The sequence below is a fragment of the Cyanobium sp. Copco_Reservoir_LC18 genome (assembly GCF_009834675.1).
Lineage (GTDB): Bacteria > Cyanobacteriota > Cyanobacteriia > PCC-6307 > Cyanobiaceae > Cyanobium > Cyanobium minutissimum.
The window spans coordinates 1-23,282 of record NZ_ASAC01000014.1; the positions used below are offsets into that span (position 1 = coordinate 1).

Sequence of the window (23,282 nt, forward strand, 5' to 3'; positions counted from 1 at the left end):
AGGTTCGGCATCAGACGCCGCACCCGCCGCAGGTAGAACATCCCCAGCCGGGGCCCCAGCGGCTTGCCCGCCTGAGCCAGCAGCGAGCCCATCACCACATACCCCGAGATCACGAAGAAGATGTCCACCCCCGTGAAGCCTCCGGGCAGCCATCTCTTGTTCAGGTGGAACACCAGCACCGCCAGCATCGCCGCTCCCCGCAGCGCGTCGATGTCCGGCCGGTAGGCGAAGCCTCCTCCCTTCCCGACGGCTCCGCTCGCTGGGCCGCTCGCCGCCGCGGCGACTCCGGTGCTGGTCACGGCGGGGGCCAGAGCCATCAGCGGCCTCCCGGGACCAGGCCCGCCTGCGCCAGGAACCGCTCGAACGGCTCCGCCAGCGAACGGCTGCCGCTGACGCTCAGGTGGTGGTTGTCGGCGAACAGGGGGGTGCCGTCGGGCCGGCGATCCAGCACCCGGCCATCCGCCCCCACCAGGTAGGGGGTGGGGTCGAACACATGGACATTGGGCAGGCCCGCCTCCGCCGCCTCCAGGGTGGCGCGCACCGTCCGCTGCATCGCCGCCGTCACGGCCGGCTCGGGCGCGCAGCTCACGGCCGGTCCACCGGTGGAGCGGCGACACTCCAGGGGCTTGCGGGCCAGCATCGGACTGTCCACCACCAGCACCAGCTGAATGCCGCGGGCGGCGAGCCGCTGGGCGTAGGCCCGCAGGTTGGCCACGTGGCGCGCCCGGGCCTGGGCGGGGGTGAGGCGGCGGTCGCCGTCCATCACCTGGGCCTCGCTGGGGGTGCCGGCGGGGGTCATATCGCCCACGTAGTAGTTGAGCCAGGAGGAGAGCACCACCACATCGCCGCGCTTGAGGCGCTCCAGGGAGCGCTCCATCTCACCCGCCACGAAATCGCGGCAGGGGCCATAGCTCTTGTTGCCCCAGCTCATCAGCAGGCTGGGATCGGTGAAGCAGGCCATCTGATACGTGAAGCTGATCCGCTGGCCGGTGCGGGCCGTCACCGTATCCAGCATCGGCAGCAGGTGCAGGGCATGGGAATCGCCCAGCAGGAAGATCTCGCCGGCACCGGGACGGCCGGGGCGGCCGCAGCGCTCGAAATCGATGCGGGTGGTGTCGTTGTAGGGCTGTCCGTACACGAGGCTGCAGCCGCTGCCGATGCCCGTGCCGGGGATCTGCAGGTTCTGGATCCGCTCGCTGCGGGGCACGGGATCGCGGTCGGTGCCCCGGAACAGGCGGTCTCGCAGGCCGTTCTGCAGAGCGTCGATGCCGACCCAGAGCCCCGCCACCGCCAGCACCGCCAGAGCTGTCTCCCACCACCACTTCAGTGGATGCCGCCGCACCGGCTGCTCCACCAGCCCGTACGCCGCCACCGCCAGCACCACGCTCCCCACCACCGCCGACCCGTACTGCCACCACGTCTCCATCCCCCACGTCCACCGCAGCAGCACGATCACCGGCCAGTGCCACAGGTACAGCGAATACGACAGCAGTCCGCACGTCAGCAGAAACCGCTCCAGCCACCGACCCGGCAGGAATCTGCCCCCCTCTCCGGGGCCCGCCTGCAGCACCAGCAGCGTCCCCACCACCGCCGGCAGCACACCCGGCACCGGGAACCCCTCCCGCTCCGACGTCATCACCACCGCCCACAGCAGCAGCGCCGCCCCCGCCAGCCGCGGCCAGCGGCCCTGCAGCCAGCTCGCCCCCACCAGCCCCCGCCGCTGCGCCACCAGCAGCAGCGAACCGATCGTCAGTTCCCACAGGCGGCTCGGCATCAGGAAAAACGCCGCCATCGGCGCGCTCTGCGTCCACCACCAGCTCGCCGCAAACGACAGCACGATCAGCGCCGCCAGCAGCGGCACGCTGCGCCGCACCCCGTAGCCGATCCCCACCATCAGCAGCGGATACACCAGGTAGAACTGCTGCTCCACACCCAGCGACCAGGTGTGCAGGAACGGGTTCAGATCCGCATCCCGCGCGAAGTAATCGATCTGGCCCATCAGGAAGTTGTTCGACCACCCGAACAACGCCTTGAGGGCCACGTTGAAATACGGCCCGTTCTCCAGCGGCGGGATCAGCATCGCCACCCCAAGGCTCGTCACCCCCAGGCACACCAGCAGGTTCGGCATCAGACGCCGCACCCGCCGCAGGTAGAACATCCCCAGCCGGGGCCCCAGCGGCTTGCCCGCCTGAGCCAGCAGCGAGCCCATCACCACATACCCCGAGATCACGAAGAAGATGTCCACCCCCGTGAAGCCTCCGGGCAGCCATCTCTTGTTCAGGTGGAACACCAGCACCGCCAGCATCGCCGCTCCCCGCAGCGCGTCGATGTCCGGCCGGTAGGCGAAGCCTCCTCCCTTCCCGACGGCTCCGCTCGCTGGGCCGCTCGCCGCCGCGGCGACTCCGGTGCTGGTCACGGCGGCGATCAAACCGGCCCCCCTGTGTGGAGGGAAATGTACCGACCGGCAGCCGCCGCCGGGTTCAGCCGGCGGTCAGCGCTGCAACCGGGCTGGCCACCAGACCCGCCAGCCACTCCAGCAGGGCCCGGTTGACCTGGTCGGGCACCTCGTCGTGGGGGCAGTGGCCGGCTTCGAGCACCACTTCGGTGGTGCGGGCCGGCGCGTGGCGCTGGAAACTGGCCCGGCGGCCGGCGGCATCGATCCAGGGGTCGCGGATGCCCCAGAGCAGGAGCAGCGGCGCCGTGAGCTCGGCGAACAGTTCGTCGAGGGGCTGGCCGCGGGGGATGTCGAAGACGGTGCGGAAGACGCCGAAGGCGCCGGGGTCGCGGGAGGGGCGCAGGATCGCCTCCACCAGGGCGTCATCGACGTTGGTGCGGTCGATGTAAACCTGATTCAGGGTGCGGCGCACGGTGGCGGGGCGGCGCATGTTCTCGAACAGCAGGCGCTGCAGCACCGGGCTGCGCAGCAGGGCCGCTCCGATGGTGCGGCGGGCGATGGCCCCCCAGCCCCGCGGCGGCGCCTGCTCGTCGCTGAAGGGCCCGGCGGCATTGAGCAGGGCCACGCCGGCGGCCCGCTCGCCGAGGGCGGCCCCGGCGGCGAGGGCGGCGAAACCGCCGAGGGAGTTGCCCACCAGCACGGTGGGACGCCCGATGTGCTCCTCCACGTAGGCGCAGAGCTGGTCGCGCCAGAGGGCACCGCCATAGGAGAGACCGGCGGGCTTGGCGCTGCGGCCGAAGCCGAGCAGATCGATGGCGTGGACCTCATGGGTCCGGGCCAGCACGGGGATGTTGAACCGCCAGTGGTCGGTGGAGGCGCCGAAGCCGTGCACCAGCAGGATCGCCGGCCCGGTGGGCTGCTCTGGAGCCGCCCGCAGGGCATGCACCCGGTGGCCCAGGAACGACCAGGAGGTCTCGGGTGACGAAGCCATGAACGCAGCGGTGGCGCAATGAGGGACGATGCTAGGAAGCGCGGCCAGTGCGCGGCCCTGCCCCCTGCGCCTGCCGCCATGCCCGACGCCTTCAGCCTCTCCGACCTGAGCCCGTTGCTGCCGGGGATCGCCCTGTGGGCCCTGGCCCTCTATCTGCCGCTGAGCGTTCCCCTCGCCCGGCTGGAGCAGGCGCTGGCCGACGCCTCTCTGGAGGAGGGGCTGCAGCAGCTGGTGCTGGTGGGCGGCAGCCTGCTGCTGGCCCTGGCGGTGGGCCTGGGGGTGGAGCTGCTGCTCAGCTGGGCCCTGGGCCCGGGCTGGGCCGGCAGCCTGGGCCTGATCGCCGTGCTTGGCGGCCTGTCGATCGGCCTGGCGGCCCGACGGGACGACGACCGCAGGTCCTGAGGCGGGGCGGGGATCAGGCGGCCTGCTCGGCCGGGGTCTCCGCCGGGTCGGCGGGAACCTCGACGCCGCTGAGGGCCAGCCGCAGCAGCAGGGGCGCCAGGAAGGTGGTGCCGATCACCATCAGCAGGATGGCCGCCTCCAGGGGCGCCGAGAGGATGCCGGCCTGGCTGCCCAGCCCCAGGAAGATCAGGCCCACCTCACCGCGGGGCATCATCCCCAGGCCCACCACCAGACGGTTGGTCTTCTCCCTGCTGAGATAGCTCCAGCCGGCGGCCACCTTGCCGGCGATCGCCACCACCAGCAGGAACAGGGCGACCACCAACCCTTCCCGGTTGTCGGGATTGAGGGGATTCATCACCGACAGGTCGAGGGAACTGCCGATCAGCACGAAGAAGACGGTGGCGAACAGGGCCGCCAGGGGCTTCACCGACTGCTGGATGGCTTCGGTGTGCTTGGAGGCGCTGAGGATCAGACCGGCGGCGAAGGCCCCGAGGGCCGCCTCGAGGCCGATCGCCTCGGCGACGAAGCAGCACAGACCCAGCACCACGAAGCCGGCCACCGCCACCTCCCCCGGTGCCCTGAGCCGGTCGAGGACCCAGTCGAAGACGGGGGCGGCCGTGCGGCTCAGGAACAGGGCCACCGCCACGAACACCGCCGCCGCCAGCACCAGCTTCAGGATCGGACCGGCGGAGAGCACCCCGTCGCCGGCCAGGGCCACCACCACCGCCAGGATGACGATGCCGAAGATGTCGTCGAGCACGGCGGCGCCGATGACGGTCTGGCCCTCCCGGGTGCGGAGGAATCCGAGTTCCCCGAAGACGCTGGCGGTGATGCCGATGCTGGTGGCGGTCATCGAGGCGCCCGCGAACACCGCCGGAAACAGGGGCACATGGAACAGGAGATAGAGCCCCGCCGTGCCCATGGCGAATGGCAGCACCACCCCGGTGAGGGCCACGGTGGTGGCCTGGCGGCCCACGGCCATCAGTTCGTCGAGTTCGCTCTCCAGGCCCGTGAGGAACAGCAGGGCGTAAAGACCGAGCCTGGCGGTGGCCTCCAGGGAGGGGAAGCTCTCGGCATAGATCGTGGCCACGGCCTCCGGGCTGACCCCGGCACAGGCGCCGATCAGCTCGAGCATGCCCTGGTTGAGCTGGGCGTGGACCTCCGGCGGCAGGATCAGGTGCAGACCGGTGACGCCGACCAGAACGCCCGCCAGCAGTTCCCCGAGGATGGTGGGCAGACCGAGCCGCACCATCAGCTCCGCCAGGGCCCGGGCCGCCAGAAAGATGACCAGGTAGCGCCCCACCTGGAGCAGGGTTTCCACCGTCTCGATCTGGGTGTTGCCGACCTCGAGCAGCAGGCTGGGCGCGACCATGAAGGGATGCACGGGCCCTCGGACGCTAGGGGCGTTGGTGTTGATCACGTGTGCCGTTGCTGATCTCCCAACAGGCCGCTCAGGAGGAATGGCAACCACCGCTACGGTCTTGGGACGCACGGCAAGACCTGTGCCCGAGGGACCACCGCGCGCCGACCGCCATGACCGACCAGCAACCCCGCAACCTGAGCCTGCCGACGCCCGGGTGCTTCGCGGACCCCGATCGCAGCGGCCTGACGGCGACGGACGTGTTCGAGGGCATGACCGAGCACCTCTTCTACACGCTCGGCAAGCTGGCCCCCAGCGCCAGCCGCCACGACCTCTACATGGCGCTCAGCTACGCCGTGCGTGACCGGCTGATGACCCGCTACCTGGCGGGCATCGAGGCCATCGGCGCCAACCCCAAGCGGATCGTCGCCTACCTCTCGGCCGAATTCCTGATCGGTCCGCAGCTGGGCAACAACCTGCTGATGCTGGGCATCCAGAAGGAGGCCGCCGAAGCCCTGCGCCAGTTCGGCATCAACGACATCGAGGAGATCCTCGACGTGGAGGAGGAGCCGGGACTGGGCAATGGCGGCCTGGGTCGTCTGGCCGCCTGCTTCCTCGAATCCCTCGCCACCCTCGAGATCCCGGCCACCGGCTACGGCATCCGCTACGAGTTCGGCATCTTCGACCAGCTGATCCGCGACGGCTGGCAGGTGGAGATCACCGACAAGTGGCTCAAGGCCGGCTGGCCCTGGGAGATTCCCCACCCCGACCAGGCCTGTTTCGTGGGGTTCGGTGGCCACACCGAGAGCTACCGCGACCAGCACGGCGCCTACCGGGTGCGCTGGATTCCCGCCGAGCACGCCATCGGCGTCCCGCACGATGTGCCGGTGCTCGGCTACCGGGTGAACACCTGCGACCGGCTGCGCCTCTGGCGCGCCGATGCCACCGAATCCTTCGACTTCTACGCCTTCAACAGCGGCGACTACTACGGCGCCGTGGAGGAGAAGGTGGGCTCCGAGACCCTCTGCAAGGTGCTCTACCCCAACGACGGCACCGCCAAGGGCCGCCAGCTGCGCCTCAAGCAGCAGCACTTCTTCGTCAGCTGCTCGCTGCAGGACATGATCCGCAGCCTCGATGCCCGCGGCATTCCCGTCCAGGAGTTCCCCGAGCACTGGGCCATCCAGCTCAACGACACCCACCCCTCCATCGCCGTCGCCGAGCTGATGCGGCTCCTGCTCGACGACAAGCACCTGGAGTGGGACAGCGCCTGGGCCATCACCACCGCCTGTCTCTCCTACACCAACCACACCCTCCTGCCCGAGGCCCTGGAAAAGTGGGGCCTCGATCTGTTCGGCTCCCTGCTGCCCCGCCACCTCGAACTGATCTTCGAGATCAACCGCCGCTTCCTCCAGCAGGTGCGCCTCAAGTACCCCGGCAACGACGCCGTGCTGCGCCGCCTCTCGATCATCGATGAGGCCGGCGACAAGGCCGTCCGCATGGCCCACCTCGCCACCATCGGCTCCCACCACGTCAACGGGGTCGCCGCCCTCCACAGCGCCCTGGTCAAGCAGGACCTCTTCCCCGAGTTCGCCGCCCTCTGGCCCGAGAAGTTCACCAACGTCACCAACGGCGTCACCCCCCGGCGCTGGGTGGCCCTGGCCAATCCCCAGCTCTCGGCCCTGCTGGATGCCTCGATCGGCGACGGCTGGGTGCGCAACCTGGACGAACTGCGCCAGCTGGAGCGCTACGCCGACGACAGCGGCTTCCTGGAGCACTGGGGAGCCACCAAGCTGTCGGTGAAGCGCCATCTCACCCACTACATCCATCGCCACACGGGCGTCCTGGTGGATCCCGCCTCGATGTTCGACGTGCAGGTGAAGCGCATCCACGAGTACAAGCGCCAGCACCTCAATGCCCTCCAGGTGATCGCCCAGTACCTGCGCATCAAGAACGGCCTGACCGACGGCATGGCGCCCCGCACCGTGATCTTCGGGGGCAAGGCCGCCCCCGGCTACGCCATGGCCAAGCTGATCATCCGTTTCATCAACGGCATCGCCGACGTGGTCAACGCCGACCCCGACATGGACGGCCGCCTGCGCGTCATCTTCCTCGCCGACTACAACGTCAAGCTCGGGGAGCGCGTCTACCCCGCCGCCGACCTCTCCGAGCAGATCTCCACCGCCGGCCTCGAGGCCTCCGGCACCGGCAACATGAAATTCATGATGAACGGCGCCCTCACCATCGGCACCCTCGATGGCGCCAACGTCGAGATCCGTGAGCAGGTGGGCGACGACAACTTCTTCCTGTTCGGCCGCACCACCGAGGGCATCGCCGAACTCAAGGCGCAGGGCTACCGGCCCTGGGAGCTGGTCAGCGCCACCCCGGAGCTGCCGGAGGTGCTGCACCTGATCGAGAGCGGCCACTTCAGCAACGGTGACAAGGAGCTGTTCCGTCCCCTGCTGGAGAACCTCACCGGCCGCGACCCCTTCTTCGTGCTGGCCGACTTCGCCGCCTACCTGAAGGCCCAGCAGGACGTGAGCGACGCCTGGAGCGACCGTCCGCGCTGGAACCGGATGTCGCTGCTGAACACCGCCCGCAGCGGCCTGTTCTCCTCCGATCGCTCGATCCGGGAGTACTGCGAGCGGATCTGGCAGGCGGAGGAGTTCCCCGTGACCATCACCTGCGAGATCGATGAGGCGCCGGCCAAGGGCCGCCGTCTGCCGGCGGCGCCCTGAGGCTGGCCCGGTGAGGCTGGCCTGAGGCGGACCGGGGGGCTTCAGCCGCCCCGGTGATCGGGCAGATCCGGGGTCTGGTGCAGCAGGCGGTTGAGGCGCAGCCGGTCGGCGTTGAGGGGGTCGGGGGCGAGCTCACCGGCCACCTCCCGGAAGGTCTGCTCGACGGGCTCGGGCACCCGCACATCGAAGATGCGCTCCATCAGGGCCTCGATGGAGAAGAGGTGGGCGTTGATGTTCTCCAGGTCGGCCATGGCCTGCTGAATCGCCTCTTGCTCCGCGGGCACCTCGGCACCGGCCTCGGCCGAGGCGGCGTCCGGAGCTGCGGGGGTGGGGGGGGCGTCGCCGTCGCCGTGCTGCTTCTGGAGCTCCTCGAGCACCCGGCCGGCGAGAGTGCGGAACGACTGCAGCGCCGCCCAGTTGAGCTCCTGCTGCTGACGCAGGCTGGGATTTTCTCGGATCAGCCGGTCGTGTTCCCGATAGAACCGCTGGCAATCAGGACATTGGCAGGGCTCTTCTGGCACCGCGTCCCTTCTTTCATTCAATCGTCATCATGGCACCGACCGGGAGCAGAGGGGCAAAGAGCGGCGCAGGAGGGAAACCGCTCAGGCGGCCATCGGGTCCTGATCGGGCTGGTCGCCGTCCTCGTGGAGCAACGGCAGGGGAATCTCGATCGAGCTGACCACCTGGATCACATCGCGCAGGCGCATCGAATCGGCGAACCAGCCCATGGCCTGCTCCACATCGCCTCGACGCTCGGCATCGCCGGCCTGCTCCTCATGGGCATCGGCCAGCAGGGCCAGCCAGCAGAGGCAGCGGGCCTGCACCACCGAGAGATCGAGATCGTCGGGGTGGCTGTGGGCGATGGATTCACTCTCCTGCTGCACCAGCAACCGCAGGCGCAGGTCGTGAAGCTGGGTCATCCACTGCTGACGACTGGGGCCACGCTAGCGGGAGCGTTCATTTTGGGAAGCCCACCAGCGGTAGCGCTCGTTACGGGCACGGCGAAGCGTCAGTTGCCGGCGTAGGCGATGCCCGCCTCCACCTCGGCGATGGCCTGGTTCACCAGGGTGATCGCTTGGTCGCGGTGGCCACCTTTGTTAGGGGTCGCCATCTGCAGGGACGACCGGGCGTTGAACAGCGCATTGAGGGCGTTCTGCATGTTGGGCTGCTGGGCGACGGCGACACCCGAGGCAACGACCGCACCGGCAAGGAAGGCGACGGTGGTGGCCAGCCAGGGGAAAAACCGGGAATACGAGACCATGGCCTTAACAATGTCTCAAGAAAATCTAGGCGGGCCATGGGTCTCCGTACGGCTTCCTGGCCGGGGAACGGGGCTGGCGGGACTCGAACCCACGACCTACGGTTTAGGAAACCGTCGCTCTATCCGGCTGAGCTACAGCCCCCTAGAACCAATTATGTAGTGTGCCGGGATCCGGTACGGCAAGCCGTGGCGCCCCGTGCCCTTGCCAGAGCGGAAGACAGGACCGCGGGCCTAGGCCAACACCCAGCCTCCATCCGCGAACACCTGGCCCGCTCGCATCGAAGGATCCTCCAAGGCTGTCGGTTATGGCAGCGACATCATCAAGAGTTCCGTCGTCGTCTTCCCTACCGGCTTCGCCCGCACTGCTGGCGGCATCAATCGGTTCGACGGATATCCGCACACCTTGATCCCTGCGGTAGAGCCCACCTCGGCTGACTTGATCTCGAGGCTGTTCGTCGACAACCTGCCCAACAACTTCACCCCAGGTTTCAGAGAAACCGTCACCCAGCAGTTCGCGGATGAGTCCGTCCCCGACCCTTTGGCCGTCTTGGGCGCTGCCGCCGCCTTCGGTATCTCCCTTAAGTTGTGTAGCCGTCCCAGAAAGGAGGCCACCCAGGCTTTCTCTGTCATCAGCCTGGTCTGCCTCGGCTTGGGTCTGGCCACGCTGGTGTTCAGTTGCCTACCGGTGCGCCTGATGGAACCGGCCTGGCAGCTGCAGCTCTCCGGCGGATTTACGGCGGCGGGCTTCTCAATCCTCATCGGCACGCTTCTGATCTGCACGGCCGGCGCCTTGCCCACCTCTCCCAAGCCCATTCACGCCAACGTCAAGATGTTGTGTGAAATCTGCACATGAGTGGCGATTCCCTACCTGGTGCTGATACTGGTTGAGCTCGAAGCGGGAATGTAGGTGCTGCAGCAGGAATCGAGCCAGGAGGGCCTGACCCCGGCCGCCTGGAAGACGTTCAAGAGGCAGCTGGAGGCCAGCAGCCACGAGCAGGAGCAGCGCGACTTGCTCGGCAATCTCAACCTGCCCAACAACCTCACCCCCAAGCTCGGCCAGCCCTTCCCCGCGTTCGTGGAACGCTTCATTGTCGCAACGGATTCCCGCTTCCATGCCCCCGCCCACGACACCGACCAGACCAACTCCGGGCGCCTGCAGAGCTTCATCAGCGAAGGGGCGATCAACAATCTCAAGTCGCTACTATTCGCCGTTGAATTCGCGGCCTTGGCCCGAGGGCTTGGGGGTGGGCCCACCCTGCTGGAGGAGGCCCGGGTGTTGTTCGGCAACAAGCCCCGCCGCCGCGGTCGCCTGCCGTGAAGCCCCGGGGGTCGCTGCCTACAGTGGCCCCGGAAAGCAGGCGAGGTGATCGCGATCGGTGCGGTGCGGCCTTCGGGCCGGTGCCGCGGCCGGTTGAGGAAAGTCCGGGCTCCCCAATGGCCAGGCCTGCTGGGTAACGCCCAGTGCGGGTGACCGTGAGGACAGTGCCACAGAAACACACCGCCGATGGCCCGGGCTTGCCCGGCGCACAGGCAAGGGTGCAAAGGTGCGGTAAGAGCGCACCAGCGGCATCGAGAGGTGCCGGCTCGGTAAACCCCGGCTGGGAGCAAGGCCCAGGGACAGCGGTTGGCCATCTTCCCCGTCCCGATTCCCATGCGCCGCTCGAGGCCGCCGGTGACGGCGGTCCCAGACAGATGATCACCCCCCCAGCCGGCGGCGGACCGCCGGCTGGGGAGAACAGAACCCGGCTTACGTCCTGCTTTCCCCCCTTGCCCCGCGATGACTCCCCAGCGCCGCCAGCAGCTTCTGGCCTTTCTGGAGAGCCTCGGCTTGGGCGCCGCCACTGGTCTGATCCCGTCGGATCCGGCCGCTGCGGAGGCGGCCCTCGAGACCCTCGATGAGGCCCTCACCCACAGCTCCACCGGCCTGCCCCGCCACCACGACCGACTGGAGTTCCTCGGCGACGCGGTGCTGCGGCTGGCGGCCGCCGAGTTCCTGCATCGCGAGCACCCGGCCCTGGGTGTGGGCGACACCTCCGCCCTGCGGGCCCAGCTGGTGTCCGACCGCTGGCTGAGCGAGCTGGCCCGCAGCATCGCCCTGGAGCCCGTGCTGCTCATGGGGCCGATGGCCGCTGGCGACCGGGCCGGCCGCTCCACCGTGCTGGCCGAATGCGCCGAGGCCCTGGTGGGCGCCGTCTACACGGTGGGGGGCGGTCCCCAGGGCGGACTGGTGGCCGTGCAGCAGTGGCTGGCCCCCCACTGGCGGGGCAGCGCCGCCGAACTGCTGGCCGACCCGGCACGCCACAACTGGAAGTCGGTGCTGCAGGAGTGGAGCCAGGGCCAGGGGAAGGGCCTGCCCACCTACCACTGCCTGGAGCGCAGCCGGGTGCATGGGGACCCGGAACGCTTCGAATGCCGGGTGGAGGTGGCCGATCTCAGAGGGGAGGGCCGGGGACGCTCCCGCCGGGAGGCGGAGCAGCAGGCGGCCCGGGCGGCCCTGGCGGCCCTCGCCCTCAGGCCTGCTCCAGGGTGCTGAGGGGCACGGTCACGAGCTTGTCCCAGTTGCCGCCCTCGAACAGCACGGCGGCCATCGCCCCGCTGATGCGCTGCACGAAGCCCTGGTAGCCGTTGTAGATGGAGCGGGGATCGCGCACCACCACGGTGGAACCGGGCAGGATCGGGCTGCTGGCCATGGCGGATGCCCCTGGGGGGACCATCAAGTGGCCCCATTATCGATGCCCGGGCGCCCCGGTGGAGCCCCTGACGGGTGCCCGCGGGCACCGCACCGGGCCGTGACGCGATGATGCCCGGCGACGGAAGCGATCAGGCCGTGGCCGACACCAGCGACGAGGGGCCAGGGGCCGACCCGGGCGAGCTCATGGCCGTGGGGAAGGTGGTGGCGGCCCAGGGCATGGGCGGCGACGTGCGCCTGCTGCCCCTGAGCGACTTTCCCGAACGCTTCACCCGGCCCGGTCCCCGCTGGCTGCAGGCCCCCGGTGGCGCCCCCCGGCCGGTGAGGCTGCTGGCCGGCAGGCCCGTGCCGGGCAAAACCCTGTTCGTGCTGCGCCTCGAGGGGATCGGCGACCGCAACGCCGCCGAAGCCCTGGTGGGGCAGCACCTGCTGGTGTCGGCCGCCGACCGGCCCACCCTGGGGCCGGGGGAATTCCACCTCCTCGATCTGGTGGGACTCCAGGTGCGGCTGCTCGAGGATCCCCAGGCGACGATCGGCACCGTGACCGACCTGATCCACGGGGGCAACGATCTGCTGGAGGTGGAGCTCAGCGACGGCGGCCGGCGGCTGCTGATCCCCTTCGTGGAGGCGATCGTGCCGGAGGTGAACCTGGCGGAGGGCTGGATCGGCCTGACGCCGCCGCCCGGACTGCTGGAGCTCTGAAACCGTCCGGGGTGCACCCCGACGCTGACGGCCGGGGCCGGCTCCGGTTGAATGGGCCCGTCTGATGGTCCTGCGGGACAGCTGCCGCCGTGATGGCTACCCCCTCCCTGGTCCCGGTGATTCTCTGCGGCGGCACCGGCACCCGCCTCTGGCCCCTGTCCCGGGCCAGCTATCCGAAGCAGTACTGGCCCCTGGCCGGCAGCAGCGAGGACACCCTCCTGCAGCAGACCCACCAGCGCCTCCAGGGGCTGCCGGACCTGGCGCCGCCGTTGCTGATCTGCAACGAGGACCATCGCTTCATCGTGGCCGAGCAGATGCGCCAGATCGGCGTGGAGCCGGCGGCGATCCTGCTGGAGCCGGTGGGACGCAACACCGCCCCGGCGGTGGCGGTGGCGGCCCTGCAGGCCACCGCCCGGGGTGAGGACCCCCTGCTGCTGATCCTGGCGGCCGATCACGTCATCCGCCGGGCCGCCGACTTCCGCGCCACCGTGGCCGCCGGCATGGCCGCCGCCACCGCCGGCCAGCTGGTCAGCTTCGGCATCGTCCCCACCAGCCCCGAGACGGGCTACGGCTACATCGAGGCCGCCGAACCCCTGGCCGCCACGCCCGTACCGATCGCCCGCTTCGTGGAGAAGCCCGACCGGGCCACCGCCGAGGCCTTCCTGGCCACCGGCCGCTTCACCTGGAACAGCGGCATGTTCCTGTTCCGCGCCAGCGCCATCCTGGCCGAGCTGGATCGTTTCGTGCCAGAGGTGGTGAGCGCCTGCCGCACCGCCCTGGAGCATGACAGCGCCGACCTGGAGTTCCTGCGGCTGGAGCGGGAGGCCTTCGCCAACGGCCCCAGCATCGCCATCGACGTGGCGGTGATGGAGCGGACCGACCGCGGCGTGGTGCTGCCCCTCGATGCCGAGTGGAGCGATGTGGGCAGCTGGGGGGCCCTGTGGGAGACCTCGGAGCAGGACCCGGAAGGGAACGTGCTGCGGGGTCGGGTGATCAGCGAGGGCAGCCGCAACTGCTACCTGCGCAGCGAGCACCGCCTGGTGGTGGGGCTGGGGGTCGAGGATCTGGTGGTGGTCGAGACCGACGACGTGGTGCTCGTGGCCCACCGCGACCGGGCCCAGGAGGTCAAAGGCATCGTCGGCCGGCTGGAGCGGGACGGGGCCCCGGAAAGCCGGGCCCACCGCCGCATCTACCGCCCCTGGGGCCACTACGACGGGGTGGTGGAAGGGGAGCGCTGGCAGGTCAAGAAGATCTCGGTGAAGCCCGGCGCCAGCCTGTCCCTGCAGATGCACCATCACCGGGCCGAGCACTGGGTGGTGGTGCGGGGCACCGCCGTGGTGGAGAAGGACGGGGTGGAGGAGCTGGTGGGCGAGAACCAGAGCACCTACATCCCCCTCGGCGCCCGGCACCGCCTCACCAACCCCGGCAAGATCCCCATGGAGCTGATCGAGGTGCAGAGCGGCCCCTATCTCGGCGAAGACGACATCGTGCGGTTCGACGACCGTTACGGTCGCAGCGACTCCCCTCCTGTGGGCTGAGGGCGTCGTCCTGGGGCGGCGAGCCCGCCGCAGGGGGTCACAGGCCCGGCACCCTCACTCGACGGTGACGCTCTTGGCCAGGTTCCTGGGCTGATCGACGTCCAGGCCCCGGTGGGCGGCGATGTGGTAACTGAGCAGTTGCATCGGGATCACCGTCAGCAGGGGGCTGAGCAGTTCGTCCACCTCCGGCAGGGGCAGCAGCACGTCGAACAGCTCGGTGTCCGGGCAGGCGGGTGCCACGCCGATCAGCTGGGCGTCGCGGGCCTTGGCCTCCTGGGCGTTGGAGAGCACCTTCTCGAAGACGGTGCCCGGCACGGCGATCGACACCACCGGAACGCGGGCGTCGAGCAGGGCGATCGGGCCGTGCTTCATCTCCCCCGCCGGGTAGCCCTCGGCGTGGATGTAGCTGATCTCCTTGAGTTTCAGGGCCCCCTCCATGGCGATCGGGTAGTTGATGCCCCGCCCCAGGAAGATCACGTCCTGGGTATCGGCGAACAGGTGGGCCAGCTCGGCGCAGCAGCGGTCGTGGTCGTCGACCAGGCGCTGCAGCACGGCGGGCAGGGCGCGCAGCTGCTCCGCCAGCTCCCGCAGCTGGGCGGGGGTGCGGCCGCCGCCAAGGGGATGGGCCGTGCCGCCGCGCCGTTCGGCGAAGGCCAGGGCCAGGCCGTAGAAGGCCAGCAGCTGGCCGAGGAAGGTCTTGGTGGCGGCCACCCCCACCTCGATGCCGGCGCCGATGTCGAGCAGGTGGGGCACGAGGCGGCCCAGGGAGCTCTCCGGGCGGTTGGTGATGCCCAGCAGCCGGGGGGCGTAGGCCGGATCGGCGATCAGGAAGCGCCGGTCCTGCTCCATCGCCAGGGCGGCGAGGGTGTCGGCCGTCTCGCCGGACTGGGTGACGCCGATGGTGAGCGTGTGGGGCTCCAGCGGCGGCGGGGCATAGCGGAACTCACTGGCGTAGAACACCGAGGTGGGCAGGCCCGCCAGCTGCTCCAGCAGATGGGCCCCCACCTGGGCCGCATGGCGGCTGGTGCCGCAGGCGAGGATCTGGATCCGCTCCACCCCCTCGTAGACGGACTCGTCGAGGGGCAGGGCCACCAGGGCCCCCTCCGGCAGATGGCGGGCCACCCACAGGGCCACGGTTTCGGGTTGCTCGTGGATCTCCTTGTGCATGAAGTGGCGGAAGCTGCGCTTGTCCGCCACGTGCTCGGTGCCCACCAGCAGCGTCGGGTTGCGCTGCACCCGGGCTCCCTGCCCGTCGTAGAGCTCGATCCCCAGCGGCGTAAGCAGGGCCACCTCGCCGTCCTCCATGGGCAGGATCGTGCGGGTGAAGCCGGCCAGGGCGGGAGTGTCGCTGGCGCAGAGAAACTCCCCCTCCCCCAGGCCGATCAGCAGCGGTGCCTGCCGCCGGGCCACCACCACGGCCCCGGGCACCGCCGCCCAGACCACCGCCAGGGCATAGGCCCCGTGCAGCAGGGGCAGCACGTGCTGCAGGGCCTCCAGCAGCAGCGCCGGTGAGGCACCGGCCCCCTCGGCCTGCCGCTGCCGCAGCCGGCGGGCGATCAGGTGGGGGATCACCTCGGTGTCGGTGTCCGAGCGGAATGCCACCCCCTCGGCCTGCAGCTCCTCCCGGAGGCTGCGGTGGTTCTCGATGATGCCGTTCTGGACCACGGCCAGCTGGCCGCTGCCGTCGAGGTGGGGATGGGCGTTGCGCTCCTCCGGCTTGCCATGGGTGGCCCAGCGGGTGTGGCCGATGCCGCACTGGCCCGGGGCGCCCCGCTCCTCGAAGCGGGCCGTGAGGTTGACCAGCTTGCCCTCGGCCTTGAGGCAGTGCAGGCCGGCCCCGTCAACGGTGGCGATGCCGGCGGAGTCGTAGCCGCGGTACTCCAGCTGGCGCAGGCCCTCCAGCAGCTGGGGGGCCGCCTCCCGCGAGCCGATCAGGGCAACGATGCCGCACATAGAGAGTTAGGCCAAAAAAAAGCCCGGCGCAGGCGCCGGGCATGAGCTTATGGGAGGGATGCGACAGCGCCGGGCTCAGTAGGCCAGGCCCATGGAGCGGCTGGTCTCGTCGCCGAGGTAGACGCGGATGCTCAGGAAGTCGGTGGGGCAGGCGGTTTCGCAGCGCTTGCAGCCGACGCAGTCTTCGGTGCGGGGCGAGGAAGCGATCTGGCCGGCCTTGCAGCCGTCCCAGGGAACCATCTCGAGAACGTCGAGGGGGCAGGCACGGACGCACTGGGTGCAACCGATGCAGGTGTCGTAGATCTTGACGGCGTGGGACATGCCAGGGCCGGGAACGAACGGCGAGGTGCCCAAAGTACCCACACCGTTCCGGCGCAGGGCGACAGCGGCCGCCGGCCGTCACCCTTGTTCATACGCGGAAAGGGCCCGAACGGGGCGACCCGTAGGATGCTGCCTCCCTCACAGCAGCCATGTCCCAGGAAGCGATCTTCGAGAAAGTCCGGTCGATCGTTGCCGAACAGCTCAGCGTGGAGGCTGACGAGGTCAAGCCGGAATCCAATTTCCAGAACGACCTGGGGGCCGATTCCCTCGACACCGTCGAGCTGGTGATGGCCCTGGAGGAAGCCTTCGACATCGAGATCCCCGACGAGTCGGCCGAAGGGATCACCACGGTGGGTGACGCCGTCAAATACATCCAAGAGAAGCAGGCCTGAGGCGTCCATGGTGGAGGGTCTCCGCCGCGTCGTCGTCACCGGCCTCGGCGCGGTCACACCGATCGGCAACAACGTCGCGGATTACTGGGAGGGGCTGATCAGCGGCCGCAATGGGGTGGCGCCGATCACCCTCTTCGATGCCTCCCGCCATGCCTGCCGTTTCGCGGCCGAAGTCAAGGACTTCGACACGGCCGGCTGGCTGGAGCCGAAGGAGTCGAAGCGCTGGGATCGCTTCTGCCAGTTCGGGGTGGTTGCGGCCAAGCAGGCGGTGGCCGATGCCGGCCTGACCATCGACGACGGCAACGCCCAGCGCATCGGGGTCGCCATCGGCTCCGGCGTGGGGGGGCTGCTGATGATGGAAACCCAGGCCCACGTGCTGGCCGACCGCGGTCCCGACCGGGTCAGCCCGTTCTGCGTGCCGATGATGATTCCCAACATGGCCACCGGGCTGGCGGCCATCGCCATCGGCGCCCGGGGGCCCAGCAGCGCCGTGGCCACCGCCTGCGCCGCCGGCTCCAACGCCATCGGCGATGCCTTCCGTCTCATCCAGCTGGGCCTGGCGGACGCCATGGTCTGCGGCGGCGCCGAGTCGGCGATCACCCCCCTGGGGGTGGCCGGCTTCGCCAGCGCCCGGGCCCTGTCGTTCCGCAACGATGATCCGGCGACGGCCAGCCGCCCCTTCGACGCCGAGCGCAACGGCTTCGTGATCGGCGAGGGGGCCGGCGTGCTGGTGCTCGAGAGCCTCGAGCACGCCACGGCCCGGGGCGCCCGGGTGCTGGGGGAGATCGTCGGCTACGGCATGACCTGCGACGCGTACCACTACACCCTCCCGTCTCCCGGCGGCGTGGGGGCGGCGGAGGCCATCCGCCTGGCCCTGGCCGATGCCCGACTGGAGCCGGAGGCGGTGGATTACGTCAATGCCCACGGCACCAGCACCCAGGCCAACGACAGCAACGAGACCGCCGCCATCAAGTCGGCGCTCGGGGCCCACGCCATGACCATCCCGGTCAGTTCCACCAAGTCGATGACCGGCCACCTGCTGGGCGGCAGCGGCGGCATCGAGGCCATCGCCGCGGTGCTGGCGGTGGCCCACAACCTGGTACCGCCTACGATCAACTACAGCACGCCCGATCCCGCCTGCGATCTGGATGTGGTGCCCAACCAGGCCCGGGAACACAACGTCAACGTCGTGCTTTCCAACTCCTTCGGATTCGGCGGCCACAACGTCTGCCTCGCCTTCCGCCGGATGACCTGACCACCCGGCGCGCCAGAGCGCACCGGGCCACCCATCCCAGGAACACCTCTCCTCCTCCCCGTACTCCCCCGTCAAGCCATGGTCGCCGCCCCCACCACCCAGGTCGATCGCCACGTAGAGACGCTCTGCATCAACAGCATCCGCTTCCTGGCGGTCGACGCGATCAACAAGTCCAACTCGGGGCACCCCGGCCTGCCGATGGGCTGCGCACCGATGGCCTTCTCCCTCTGGGACAAGGTGCTGCGCCACAACCCCAAGAATCCGCAGTGGTTCAACCGCGACCGCTTCGTGCTCTCGGCCGGCCACGGCTGCATGCTGCTGTACGCGCTGCTGCACCTCACCGGCTACGACAGCGTGACCCTGGAGGACATCAAGCAGTTCCGCCAGTGGGGCTCCCGCACCCCCGGCCACCCGGAAACCTTCGAGACCCCCGGCGTCGAGGTGACCACCGGGCCCCTGGGGCAGGGCATCTCCAACGCCGTGGGCCTGGCGATCGCCGAAGCCCACCTGGCGGCGAAGTTCAACAAGCCCGACGCCACCATCGTCGACCACTACACCTACGTGCTGATGGGTGACGGCTGCAACCAGGAGGGCGTCGCCAGCGAGGCCGCCTCCCTGGCCGGCCACCTGGGCCTGGGCAAGCTGATCGCCCTCTACGACGACAACCACATCACCATCGACGGCAACACCGGCGTGTCCTTCACCGAGGACGTGCTGAAGCGCTACGAGGCCTACGGCTGGCATGTGCAGCACGTCGAGGACGGCAACACCGACGTGGCGGCCATCACCCGGGCGATCGAGGCGGCCAAGGCGGTCACCGACCGTCCCAGCCTGATCAAGGTCACCACCACCATCGGCTACGGCTCCCCCAACAAGGCCAACACCGCCGGCGTGCACGGGGCCGCCCTCGGGGCCGAGGAGGCCGAGCTCACCCGCCAGCAGCTGGAGTGGAGCTACGGCGCCTTCGAGGTGCCCGAGCCCGCCTATGAGCACTGGCGCCAGGCCATCCAGCGCGGTGCCGCCGCCGAAGCCTCCTGGAACGAGAGCCTGGCCGCCTACCGCAGCCGCTACCCCGCCGAGGCGGCCGAATTCGAGCGGATGCTGCGCGGTGAGCTGCCCGAGGGCTGGGATGCGTCCCTGCCGGTGTTCACCCCCGACGACAAGGGCCTGGCCACCCGCCAGCACTCCTACAACGCCCTCAACGCCTTCGGCCCCAGCCTGCCCGAGCTGATCGGCGGCTCCGCCGACCTCACCCACTCCAACCTCACCGACATCAAGGGCGAGGCCAGCTTCCAGAAGGGCCATGAGGCCAACCGCTACCTCCACTTCGGGGTGCGGGAGCACGCCATGGCGGCCGTGCTCAACGGCATCGCTTACCACAACAGCGGCCTGATCCCCTACGGCGGCACCTTCCTGGTGTTCGCCGGCTACATGATCGGCGCCATGCGCCTGTCGGCCCTCTCCCAGCTGGGCGTGATCTACGTGCTCACCCACGATTCGATCGGCCTGGGCGAAGACGGCCCCACCCACCAGCCGGTGGAGACCCTCGCCAACCTGCGCGCCATCCCCAACCTGCTGGTGATCCGCCCCGGCGACGGCAATGAGACGGTGGGGGCCTACAAGGTCGCCGTCACCAACCGCAAGCGCCCCACGGTGCTGGCCCTGAGCCGCCAGGCCATGGTCAACCAGGCCAATTCCGCCGCCGAGAAGGTGGCCAAGGGTGGCTACATCCTCAACGACTGCAGCGGCACCCCGGACCTGATCCTGATCGGCACCGGCACCGAGCTCGACCTGTGCGTCAAGGCCGCCGCCCAGCTCACCGCCGAAGGCAAGGCGGTGCGGGTGGTGTCGATGCCCTGTGTGGAGCTGTTCGAGGAGCAGGACGCCGCCTACCGCGAGTCGGTGCTGCCCGCCGCCGTGCGCAAGCGTGTGGTGGTGGAGGCCTCCAGCTCCTTCGGCTGGCACAAGTACACCGGCTTCGACGGCGCCAGCGTCTCGATCGACAGCTTCGGTGCCTCGGCCCCCGGCGGCGTCTGCCTCGAGAAGTTCGGCTTCACCGTCGACAACGTGGTGGCCACCGCCAAGGCCCTGGGCTGAGCCCGGCCCGCGGGGGCCGGCTTGAGACCGCCCCCGACCCGCTGTTTCTCATCGTTGCCGGGCCTGCGGGCCCGGCTTTTTCATGGTCGGCCGTCCCCCCTCAGGCGGCCCGGTTGGGCACGTTGTGGCGGCTGCGCTCCACCACCAGGGGCAGGCGCAGGGTGCGCTGGTTGATGAAGCCGATGTATTCGCCCAGGATGCCGAGGGCGAACATCATGGCGCCGGCGAAGAACAACGCCGAGACCGACAGCATGGCCACACCGAACTGGAAGCTGTTCCAGAAGATCAGCTTGCTGACCATCACCACGAACGACAGCAGGATGGAAAGCGCCCCGAGGGACAGGCCGGCGGTGGTGATCAGCCGCATCGGCTTGCGGGAGGAGGTGACGATGCCGAGGACGCCGAAATCCACCAGGAACGACAGCGACGCGGAGCTGCTGCCGCCCTTGCGGTCGGCGCTCACGTAGGGAATGGTGGACCATTTGAAGCCGATGGCGCACACCAGGCCCTTGATGAAGGGATAGGAGTCGATCGACTGGCGCAGGGCCAGGATCACGGAGCGGTCGTAGATGCCGAAACCGGTGGTATCGCGCACCATCGGGTAATCGGAAAGCCAGGAGAGGGTGGCGTAGTAGATCTTCTTGCAGAGGAAGAGGATCGGGCTCTCATGGCTGGAGCGCCGCACGGCGAAGATCACCTGGTCGTCGCCCTTCTTCCAGCCGTTGATCAGCTCCGCCACCAGCTCGGGGGGATCCTGCAGATCCGACATCAGAAACACATTGGCGTCGGCATCGGGCGCGAGCAGGGCATTGGCCGAGGAGCGCACGAAGCCGAAGTTCGAGACATTGCGGATCAGGCCAACGCGGGAATCCCTTGCCGCCAGGCCCTCGATCAGCTGCACCGTGTGGTCGGTGGAGCAGTTATCGGCAAAAACGATCGAGAAAACGTCGTCGGGAAACTGCTCAAGAACCTTGGCGAGCCTCACATAGAGCGCTTCGATATTGGAGGACTCGTTGTAACACGGAATGCAGATGGCGATATGATGCGGCGATCTCGTCATGGGCCAATGTTGTCAAAAAGCATGCTGCAGGCAGTGTATCTTTTAGCTGCCGTTCTTGCGGCATGCCTGGGCCAATTCATCTTGCGGATCCGTCCACCGGCGGAAGGTGTCCGCACCGGCGCGCTCTATCTGGCGGCCTCGCTTGTTTGCTATGGCGCCTCCTTCGGAATCACCGCCCTGGTGCTGCCCGGAGTCGATCGGAAGCTGGCGGTGCTGGTGCTGAGCCTGCAGTATCCGCTGCTGTATGTGTTCTTCTCGCTGAAGGATGCGGCCGCAGTGGCTCCGGCCAACATCCTGGCCATCACCGTGGGCTATGGGATCGTGGCCCTTGGAATGGCAGGCCGCTAGCTGGATCCTGCAAAGGCCACAGGGCTGCTGATCAGCCGGGACACATAGATGGCCGTCTCCCCCCTGGACCTGTTTCCAGGCCGGTCGTGATCGCTCAGGGAAAACTCCAGTGTTTCGCCGGAGCGCACCGCCAGGCCGTCGGCGAAGGGGAAAGGGGCAATGCGGTTGTCCTGCAGTCGTCGTTTGTCCACATCCGTCGAACAGACAGGGGCGGAAGCAGACGGGGACTGAACACAGAGGCGCAGCACTCCATGGTTGACCCGGTTGTTGGTGCCGATCAGCAGACCGACGGCCTCCATCCTCTGATCCTTCTGTGGAACGACGGGAAAGCGCATCGTCTGCCCGATCTTCAACGGCATGGGCTGGAGGTGCTTTGGCAGCACATCACTGGCTTTGGTGTTCATCGGCGTGAAGTGCATCACGCCGGCGCAGAGTCTGTCGATCTGGGGCCGACCCAGCTGGAAGCTCCAGATCGGGCCCGCGAAGATCTGCAGCTCCATCGGCAGCTTGCCGGGCACCCTGCACTGCTGCTCAAGCTGATCGGTGTAGCTGATCGGCGCCTCGCGGCGCGCGACGTTGTTGTGATAGAAGACGATCGAAAGGATCAGCCAGGAGGCCATGATCCTGGAGGCCGTTCCCTGGCGGGTTGTGCGATCGCGCACCAGAAGAACAAAGGCCGTGAGCAGGATCGTGAGGAACAGCACGGTGTTCCAGAAGAAGAAGCGCCCGCCGGCATCCTCCACGGTCAACGCGACGATGGGAGCCCCCCGGCGCACCGCCACCAGCAGGCTGGAGAAGGAGAGCACCATGGTGGAGAACATGGCCAGATAGAGCAGCGCCGGCTGCCGCATCCGGCGACTCACCACCCGCACCGCCAGCACGACAACGGCCACCAGCCCCGCCACCAGCAGCAGTTGCAGCGGCTCCGGCAGCACCCGCAGGTACCAGCCTGGCTTGTAGCCGCCGAACAGGGGACTGACCAGGTGGATGGTGAACCAGTCGAGCAACACATCCGGCCGTGCCAGCAACGTGCTGATCGCCTGGGCGGTGGAGAGCTCGTAGCTGTAGGTGAGCTGGGAGAGATAGAGCTGCACGGAGGAGAGCAGCACCGGCACGGTGAGCCAGACCGGGGCCAGCGAGACACGTCGCCGCTTCAGCAGCACGAAGGCCAGCAGGGGCAGGCCGTAGAGGGCGGCGAAGGGGCCCGTGAACACCGCCACCAGGCCATAGAGGAACAGGAGCAGCTGGAAGCCCGGCCAGAGCCGGATCGGCGGCGCCCCACGGCCCTGCAGCAGGCGCCCATAGACCGCGTAGGCGATCAGGATGAAGCCGAGGGGGAAGAAGATGTAGGCGTTGGGCAGGTTGAGATAGGTTTCCTGGCCATAGGGATAGAAGACATAGGGGATATAGGAGAACCGCAGGATCCTGCCGAAGAACCCCAACCGGATCAGGCCCTCCATGCAGACGAGGGGCAGCAGGTAGCTGGCCCAGGCCACCGCCAGGAAAAACTGCGGGTAGTCCAGCGGCGAGAGGTTGCTGACGGCGAACAGGGCCACCAGGCGCTGAAGCAGGTGGCTGTAGCCGGCGTAGGTCTTGAAGATGGAGTGGACGCCTGAATCAATCGCCGTCTGCAGAAAGATCGATCCGTCTTCCGCATAGAGGAGCGGCTCCAGGGAGATGGAGGGCCGCCTCAGGAAATAGAACAGGGCGCAGAGGCCGATGAAGCCGGCGGAGACGAGGAGGGGGCGCAGCTTCTGCAGGGCAGCGGGCATGGTTCGGTTCA

General features: G+C 68.9%; 23 protein-coding genes, 1 tRNA gene and 1 other RNA gene. 12 read left to right on the forward strand and 13 right to left on the reverse strand.

All coding sequences use genetic code 11. The features are described 5' to 3' along the window. The 3 genes from L107_RS16355 to L107_RS07480 all read right to left on the reverse strand — a co-directional run. A partial coding sequence (locus tag L107_RS16355; protein WP_201295787.1) for an acyltransferase occupies window positions 1-317 on the reverse strand: 317 nt, incomplete at its 3' end. Continuing rightward, the gene (locus L107_RS07475) at window positions 317-2,416 is read right to left on the reverse strand and encodes an acyltransferase family protein (RefSeq protein WP_236550570.1); all 2,100 of its coding nucleotides are present in this window, start codon (window positions 2,414-2,416) and stop codon (window positions 317-319) included. The genes L107_RS16355 and L107_RS07475, both read right to left, overlap by 1 nt. 64 nt (window positions 2,417-2,480) lie before the next feature. Next, window positions 2,481-3,386, reverse strand: a complete 906-nt coding sequence (locus L107_RS07480; protein ID WP_159817559.1) for an alpha/beta fold hydrolase — start codon at window positions 3,384-3,386, stop codon at window positions 2,481-2,483. Between the two features lie 78 nt (window positions 3,387-3,464). Between L107_RS07480 and L107_RS07485 the strand changes: the two genes are divergently transcribed. Beyond that, the gene (locus tag L107_RS07485; RefSeq protein ID WP_106223034.1) at window positions 3,465-3,788 is read left to right on the forward strand and encodes a hypothetical protein; all 324 of its coding nucleotides are present in this window, start codon (window positions 3,465-3,467) and stop codon (window positions 3,786-3,788) included. Between the two features lie 13 nt (window positions 3,789-3,801). Here L107_RS07485 and L107_RS07490 read toward each other — a convergent pair whose 3' ends face one another. Beyond that, a complete protein-coding gene (locus L107_RS07490) occupies window positions 3,802-5,160 on the reverse strand; it encodes a cation:proton antiporter (RefSeq protein ID WP_159817561.1) in 1,359 nt (452 codons plus the stop codon). 161 nt (window positions 5,161-5,321) lie between these two features. On the opposite strand from L107_RS07490, the gene L107_RS07495 reads away from it, so the two are divergent. Beyond that, window positions 5,322-7,883, forward strand: a complete 2,562-nt coding sequence (locus L107_RS07495; protein WP_159817563.1) for a glycogen/starch/alpha-glucan phosphorylase — start codon at window positions 5,322-5,324, stop codon at window positions 7,881-7,883. A gap of 41 nt (window positions 7,884-7,924) precedes the next feature. Here the strand turns inward: L107_RS07495 and L107_RS07500 are convergent, their stop codons facing one another. The 4 genes from L107_RS07500 to L107_RS07515 all read right to left on the reverse strand — a co-directional run bounded on the left by L107_RS07500 (window position 7,925) and on the right by L107_RS07515 (window position 9,286). Further along, complete coding sequence (locus tag L107_RS07500) at window positions 7,925-8,404, reverse strand: hypothetical protein (RefSeq protein ID WP_159817565.1); 480 nt, start codon at window positions 8,402-8,404, stop codon at window positions 7,925-7,927. 81 nt (window positions 8,405-8,485) lie between these two features. Next, window positions 8,486-8,803, reverse strand: a complete 318-nt coding sequence (locus L107_RS07505; RefSeq protein ID WP_159817567.1) for a hypothetical protein — start codon at window positions 8,801-8,803, stop codon at window positions 8,486-8,488. A gap of 89 nt (window positions 8,804-8,892) precedes the next feature. Then, the gene (locus tag L107_RS07510) at window positions 8,893-9,144 is read right to left on the reverse strand and encodes a hypothetical protein (RefSeq protein WP_159817569.1); all 252 of its coding nucleotides are present in this window, start codon (window positions 9,142-9,144) and stop codon (window positions 8,893-8,895) included. 68 nt (window positions 9,145-9,212) lie between these two features. Further along, a tRNA-Arg gene (locus L107_RS07515) sits at window positions 9,213-9,286 on the reverse strand. A 294-nt stretch (window positions 9,287-9,580) separates the two neighbouring features. Here L107_RS07515 and L107_RS07520 point away from each other — a divergent pair. The 4 genes from L107_RS07520 to rnc all read left to right on the forward strand — a co-directional run bounded on the left by L107_RS07520 (window position 9,581) and on the right by rnc (window position 11,677). Then, entirely contained in the window at window positions 9,581-9,997 is a 417-nt protein-coding gene (locus tag L107_RS07520; protein WP_159817571.1) for a hypothetical protein, read from the forward strand. Between the two features lie 54 nt (window positions 9,998-10,051). Then, window positions 10,052-10,462 carry a hypothetical protein gene (locus tag L107_RS07525; protein ID WP_159817573.1) on the forward strand — a complete coding sequence of 137 codons (411 nt, stop codon included), beginning with the start codon at window positions 10,052-10,054 and terminating at the stop codon, window positions 10,460-10,462. Between the two features lie 32 nt (window positions 10,463-10,494). Next, an RNA gene (gene rnpB / locus L107_RS07530) (RNase P RNA component class A) lies at window positions 10,495-10,910 on the forward strand. A gap of 11 nt (window positions 10,911-10,921) precedes the next feature. Beyond that, window positions 10,922-11,677 carry a ribonuclease III gene (rnc, locus tag L107_RS07535; protein ID WP_159817575.1) on the forward strand — a complete coding sequence of 252 codons (756 nt, stop codon included), beginning with the start codon at window positions 10,922-10,924 and terminating at the stop codon, window positions 11,675-11,677. Here the strand turns inward: rnc and L107_RS07540 are convergent. Further along, window positions 11,655-11,834 carry an NAD(P)H dehydrogenase subunit NdhS gene (locus L107_RS07540; RefSeq protein ID WP_015109734.1) on the reverse strand — a complete coding sequence of 60 codons (180 nt, stop codon included), beginning with the start codon at window positions 11,832-11,834 and terminating at the stop codon, window positions 11,655-11,657. The genes rnc and L107_RS07540 overlap by 23 nt on opposite strands. 107 nt (window positions 11,835-11,941) lie before the next feature. Here L107_RS07540 and rimM point away from each other — a divergent pair, with 107 nt between their 5' ends. Beyond that, a complete protein-coding gene (gene rimM / locus L107_RS07545; RefSeq protein ID WP_370515460.1) occupies window positions 11,942-12,535 on the forward strand; it encodes a ribosome maturation factor RimM in 594 nt (197 codons plus the stop codon). Between the two features lie 92 nt (window positions 12,536-12,627). After that, entirely contained in the window at window positions 12,628-14,073 is a 1,446-nt protein-coding gene (locus L107_RS07550) for a mannose-1-phosphate guanylyltransferase/mannose-6-phosphate isomerase (RefSeq protein ID WP_159817577.1), read from the forward strand. 54 nt (window positions 14,074-14,127) lie between these two features. Here the strand turns inward: L107_RS07550 and glmS are convergent, their stop codons facing one another. Further along, window positions 14,128-16,026, reverse strand: coding sequence for a glutamine--fructose-6-phosphate transaminase (isomerizing) (glmS, locus tag L107_RS07555; RefSeq protein WP_159817579.1), 1,899 nt, complete (start codon window positions 16,024-16,026; stop codon window positions 14,128-14,130). A gap of 75 nt (window positions 16,027-16,101) precedes the next feature. Further along, window positions 16,102-16,347: a photosystem I iron-sulfur center protein PsaC gene (gene psaC, locus L107_RS07560; RefSeq protein ID WP_007099573.1), complete on the reverse strand. Its 246-nt coding sequence runs from the start codon at window positions 16,345-16,347 to the stop codon at window positions 16,102-16,104. 149 nt (window positions 16,348-16,496) lie between these two features. On the opposite strand from psaC, the gene acpP reads away from it, so the two are divergent. The 3 genes from acpP (at window position 16,497) to tkt (ending at window position 20,091) form a co-directional block, all read left to right on the forward strand. Beyond that, a complete protein-coding gene (gene acpP, locus L107_RS07565; protein ID WP_035833476.1) occupies window positions 16,497-16,739 on the forward strand; it encodes an acyl carrier protein in 243 nt (80 codons plus the stop codon). 7 nt (window positions 16,740-16,746) lie between these two features. Then, window positions 16,747-17,994 carry a beta-ketoacyl-ACP synthase II gene (gene fabF, locus L107_RS07570; protein WP_159817581.1) on the forward strand — a complete coding sequence of 416 codons (1,248 nt, stop codon included), beginning with the start codon at window positions 16,747-16,749 and terminating at the stop codon, window positions 17,992-17,994. A 78-nt stretch (window positions 17,995-18,072) separates the two neighbouring features. Further along, window positions 18,073-20,091, forward strand: a complete 2,019-nt coding sequence (tkt, locus tag L107_RS07575) for a transketolase (protein ID WP_159817583.1) — start codon at window positions 18,073-18,075, stop codon at window positions 20,089-20,091. 100 nt (window positions 20,092-20,191) lie between these two features. On the opposite strand, the gene L107_RS07580 is transcribed toward tkt, so the two are convergent. Then, window positions 20,192-21,151, reverse strand: a complete 960-nt coding sequence (locus L107_RS07580) for a glycosyltransferase family 2 protein (protein WP_159817585.1) — start codon at window positions 21,149-21,151, stop codon at window positions 20,192-20,194. A gap of 21 nt (window positions 21,152-21,172) precedes the next feature. Here L107_RS07580 and L107_RS07585 point away from each other — a divergent pair, with 21 nt between their 5' ends. Next, window positions 21,173-21,499: a hypothetical protein gene (locus L107_RS07585; RefSeq protein WP_159817587.1), complete on the forward strand. Its 327-nt coding sequence runs from the start codon at window positions 21,173-21,175 to the stop codon at window positions 21,497-21,499. On the opposite strand, the gene L107_RS07590 is transcribed toward L107_RS07585, so the two are convergent. Continuing rightward, window positions 21,496-23,271, reverse strand: a complete 1,776-nt coding sequence (locus tag L107_RS07590; protein WP_159817589.1) for a hypothetical protein — start codon at window positions 23,269-23,271, stop codon at window positions 21,496-21,498. The genes L107_RS07585 and L107_RS07590 overlap by 4 nt on opposite strands. Window positions 23,272-23,282 lie beyond the last annotated feature (11 nt).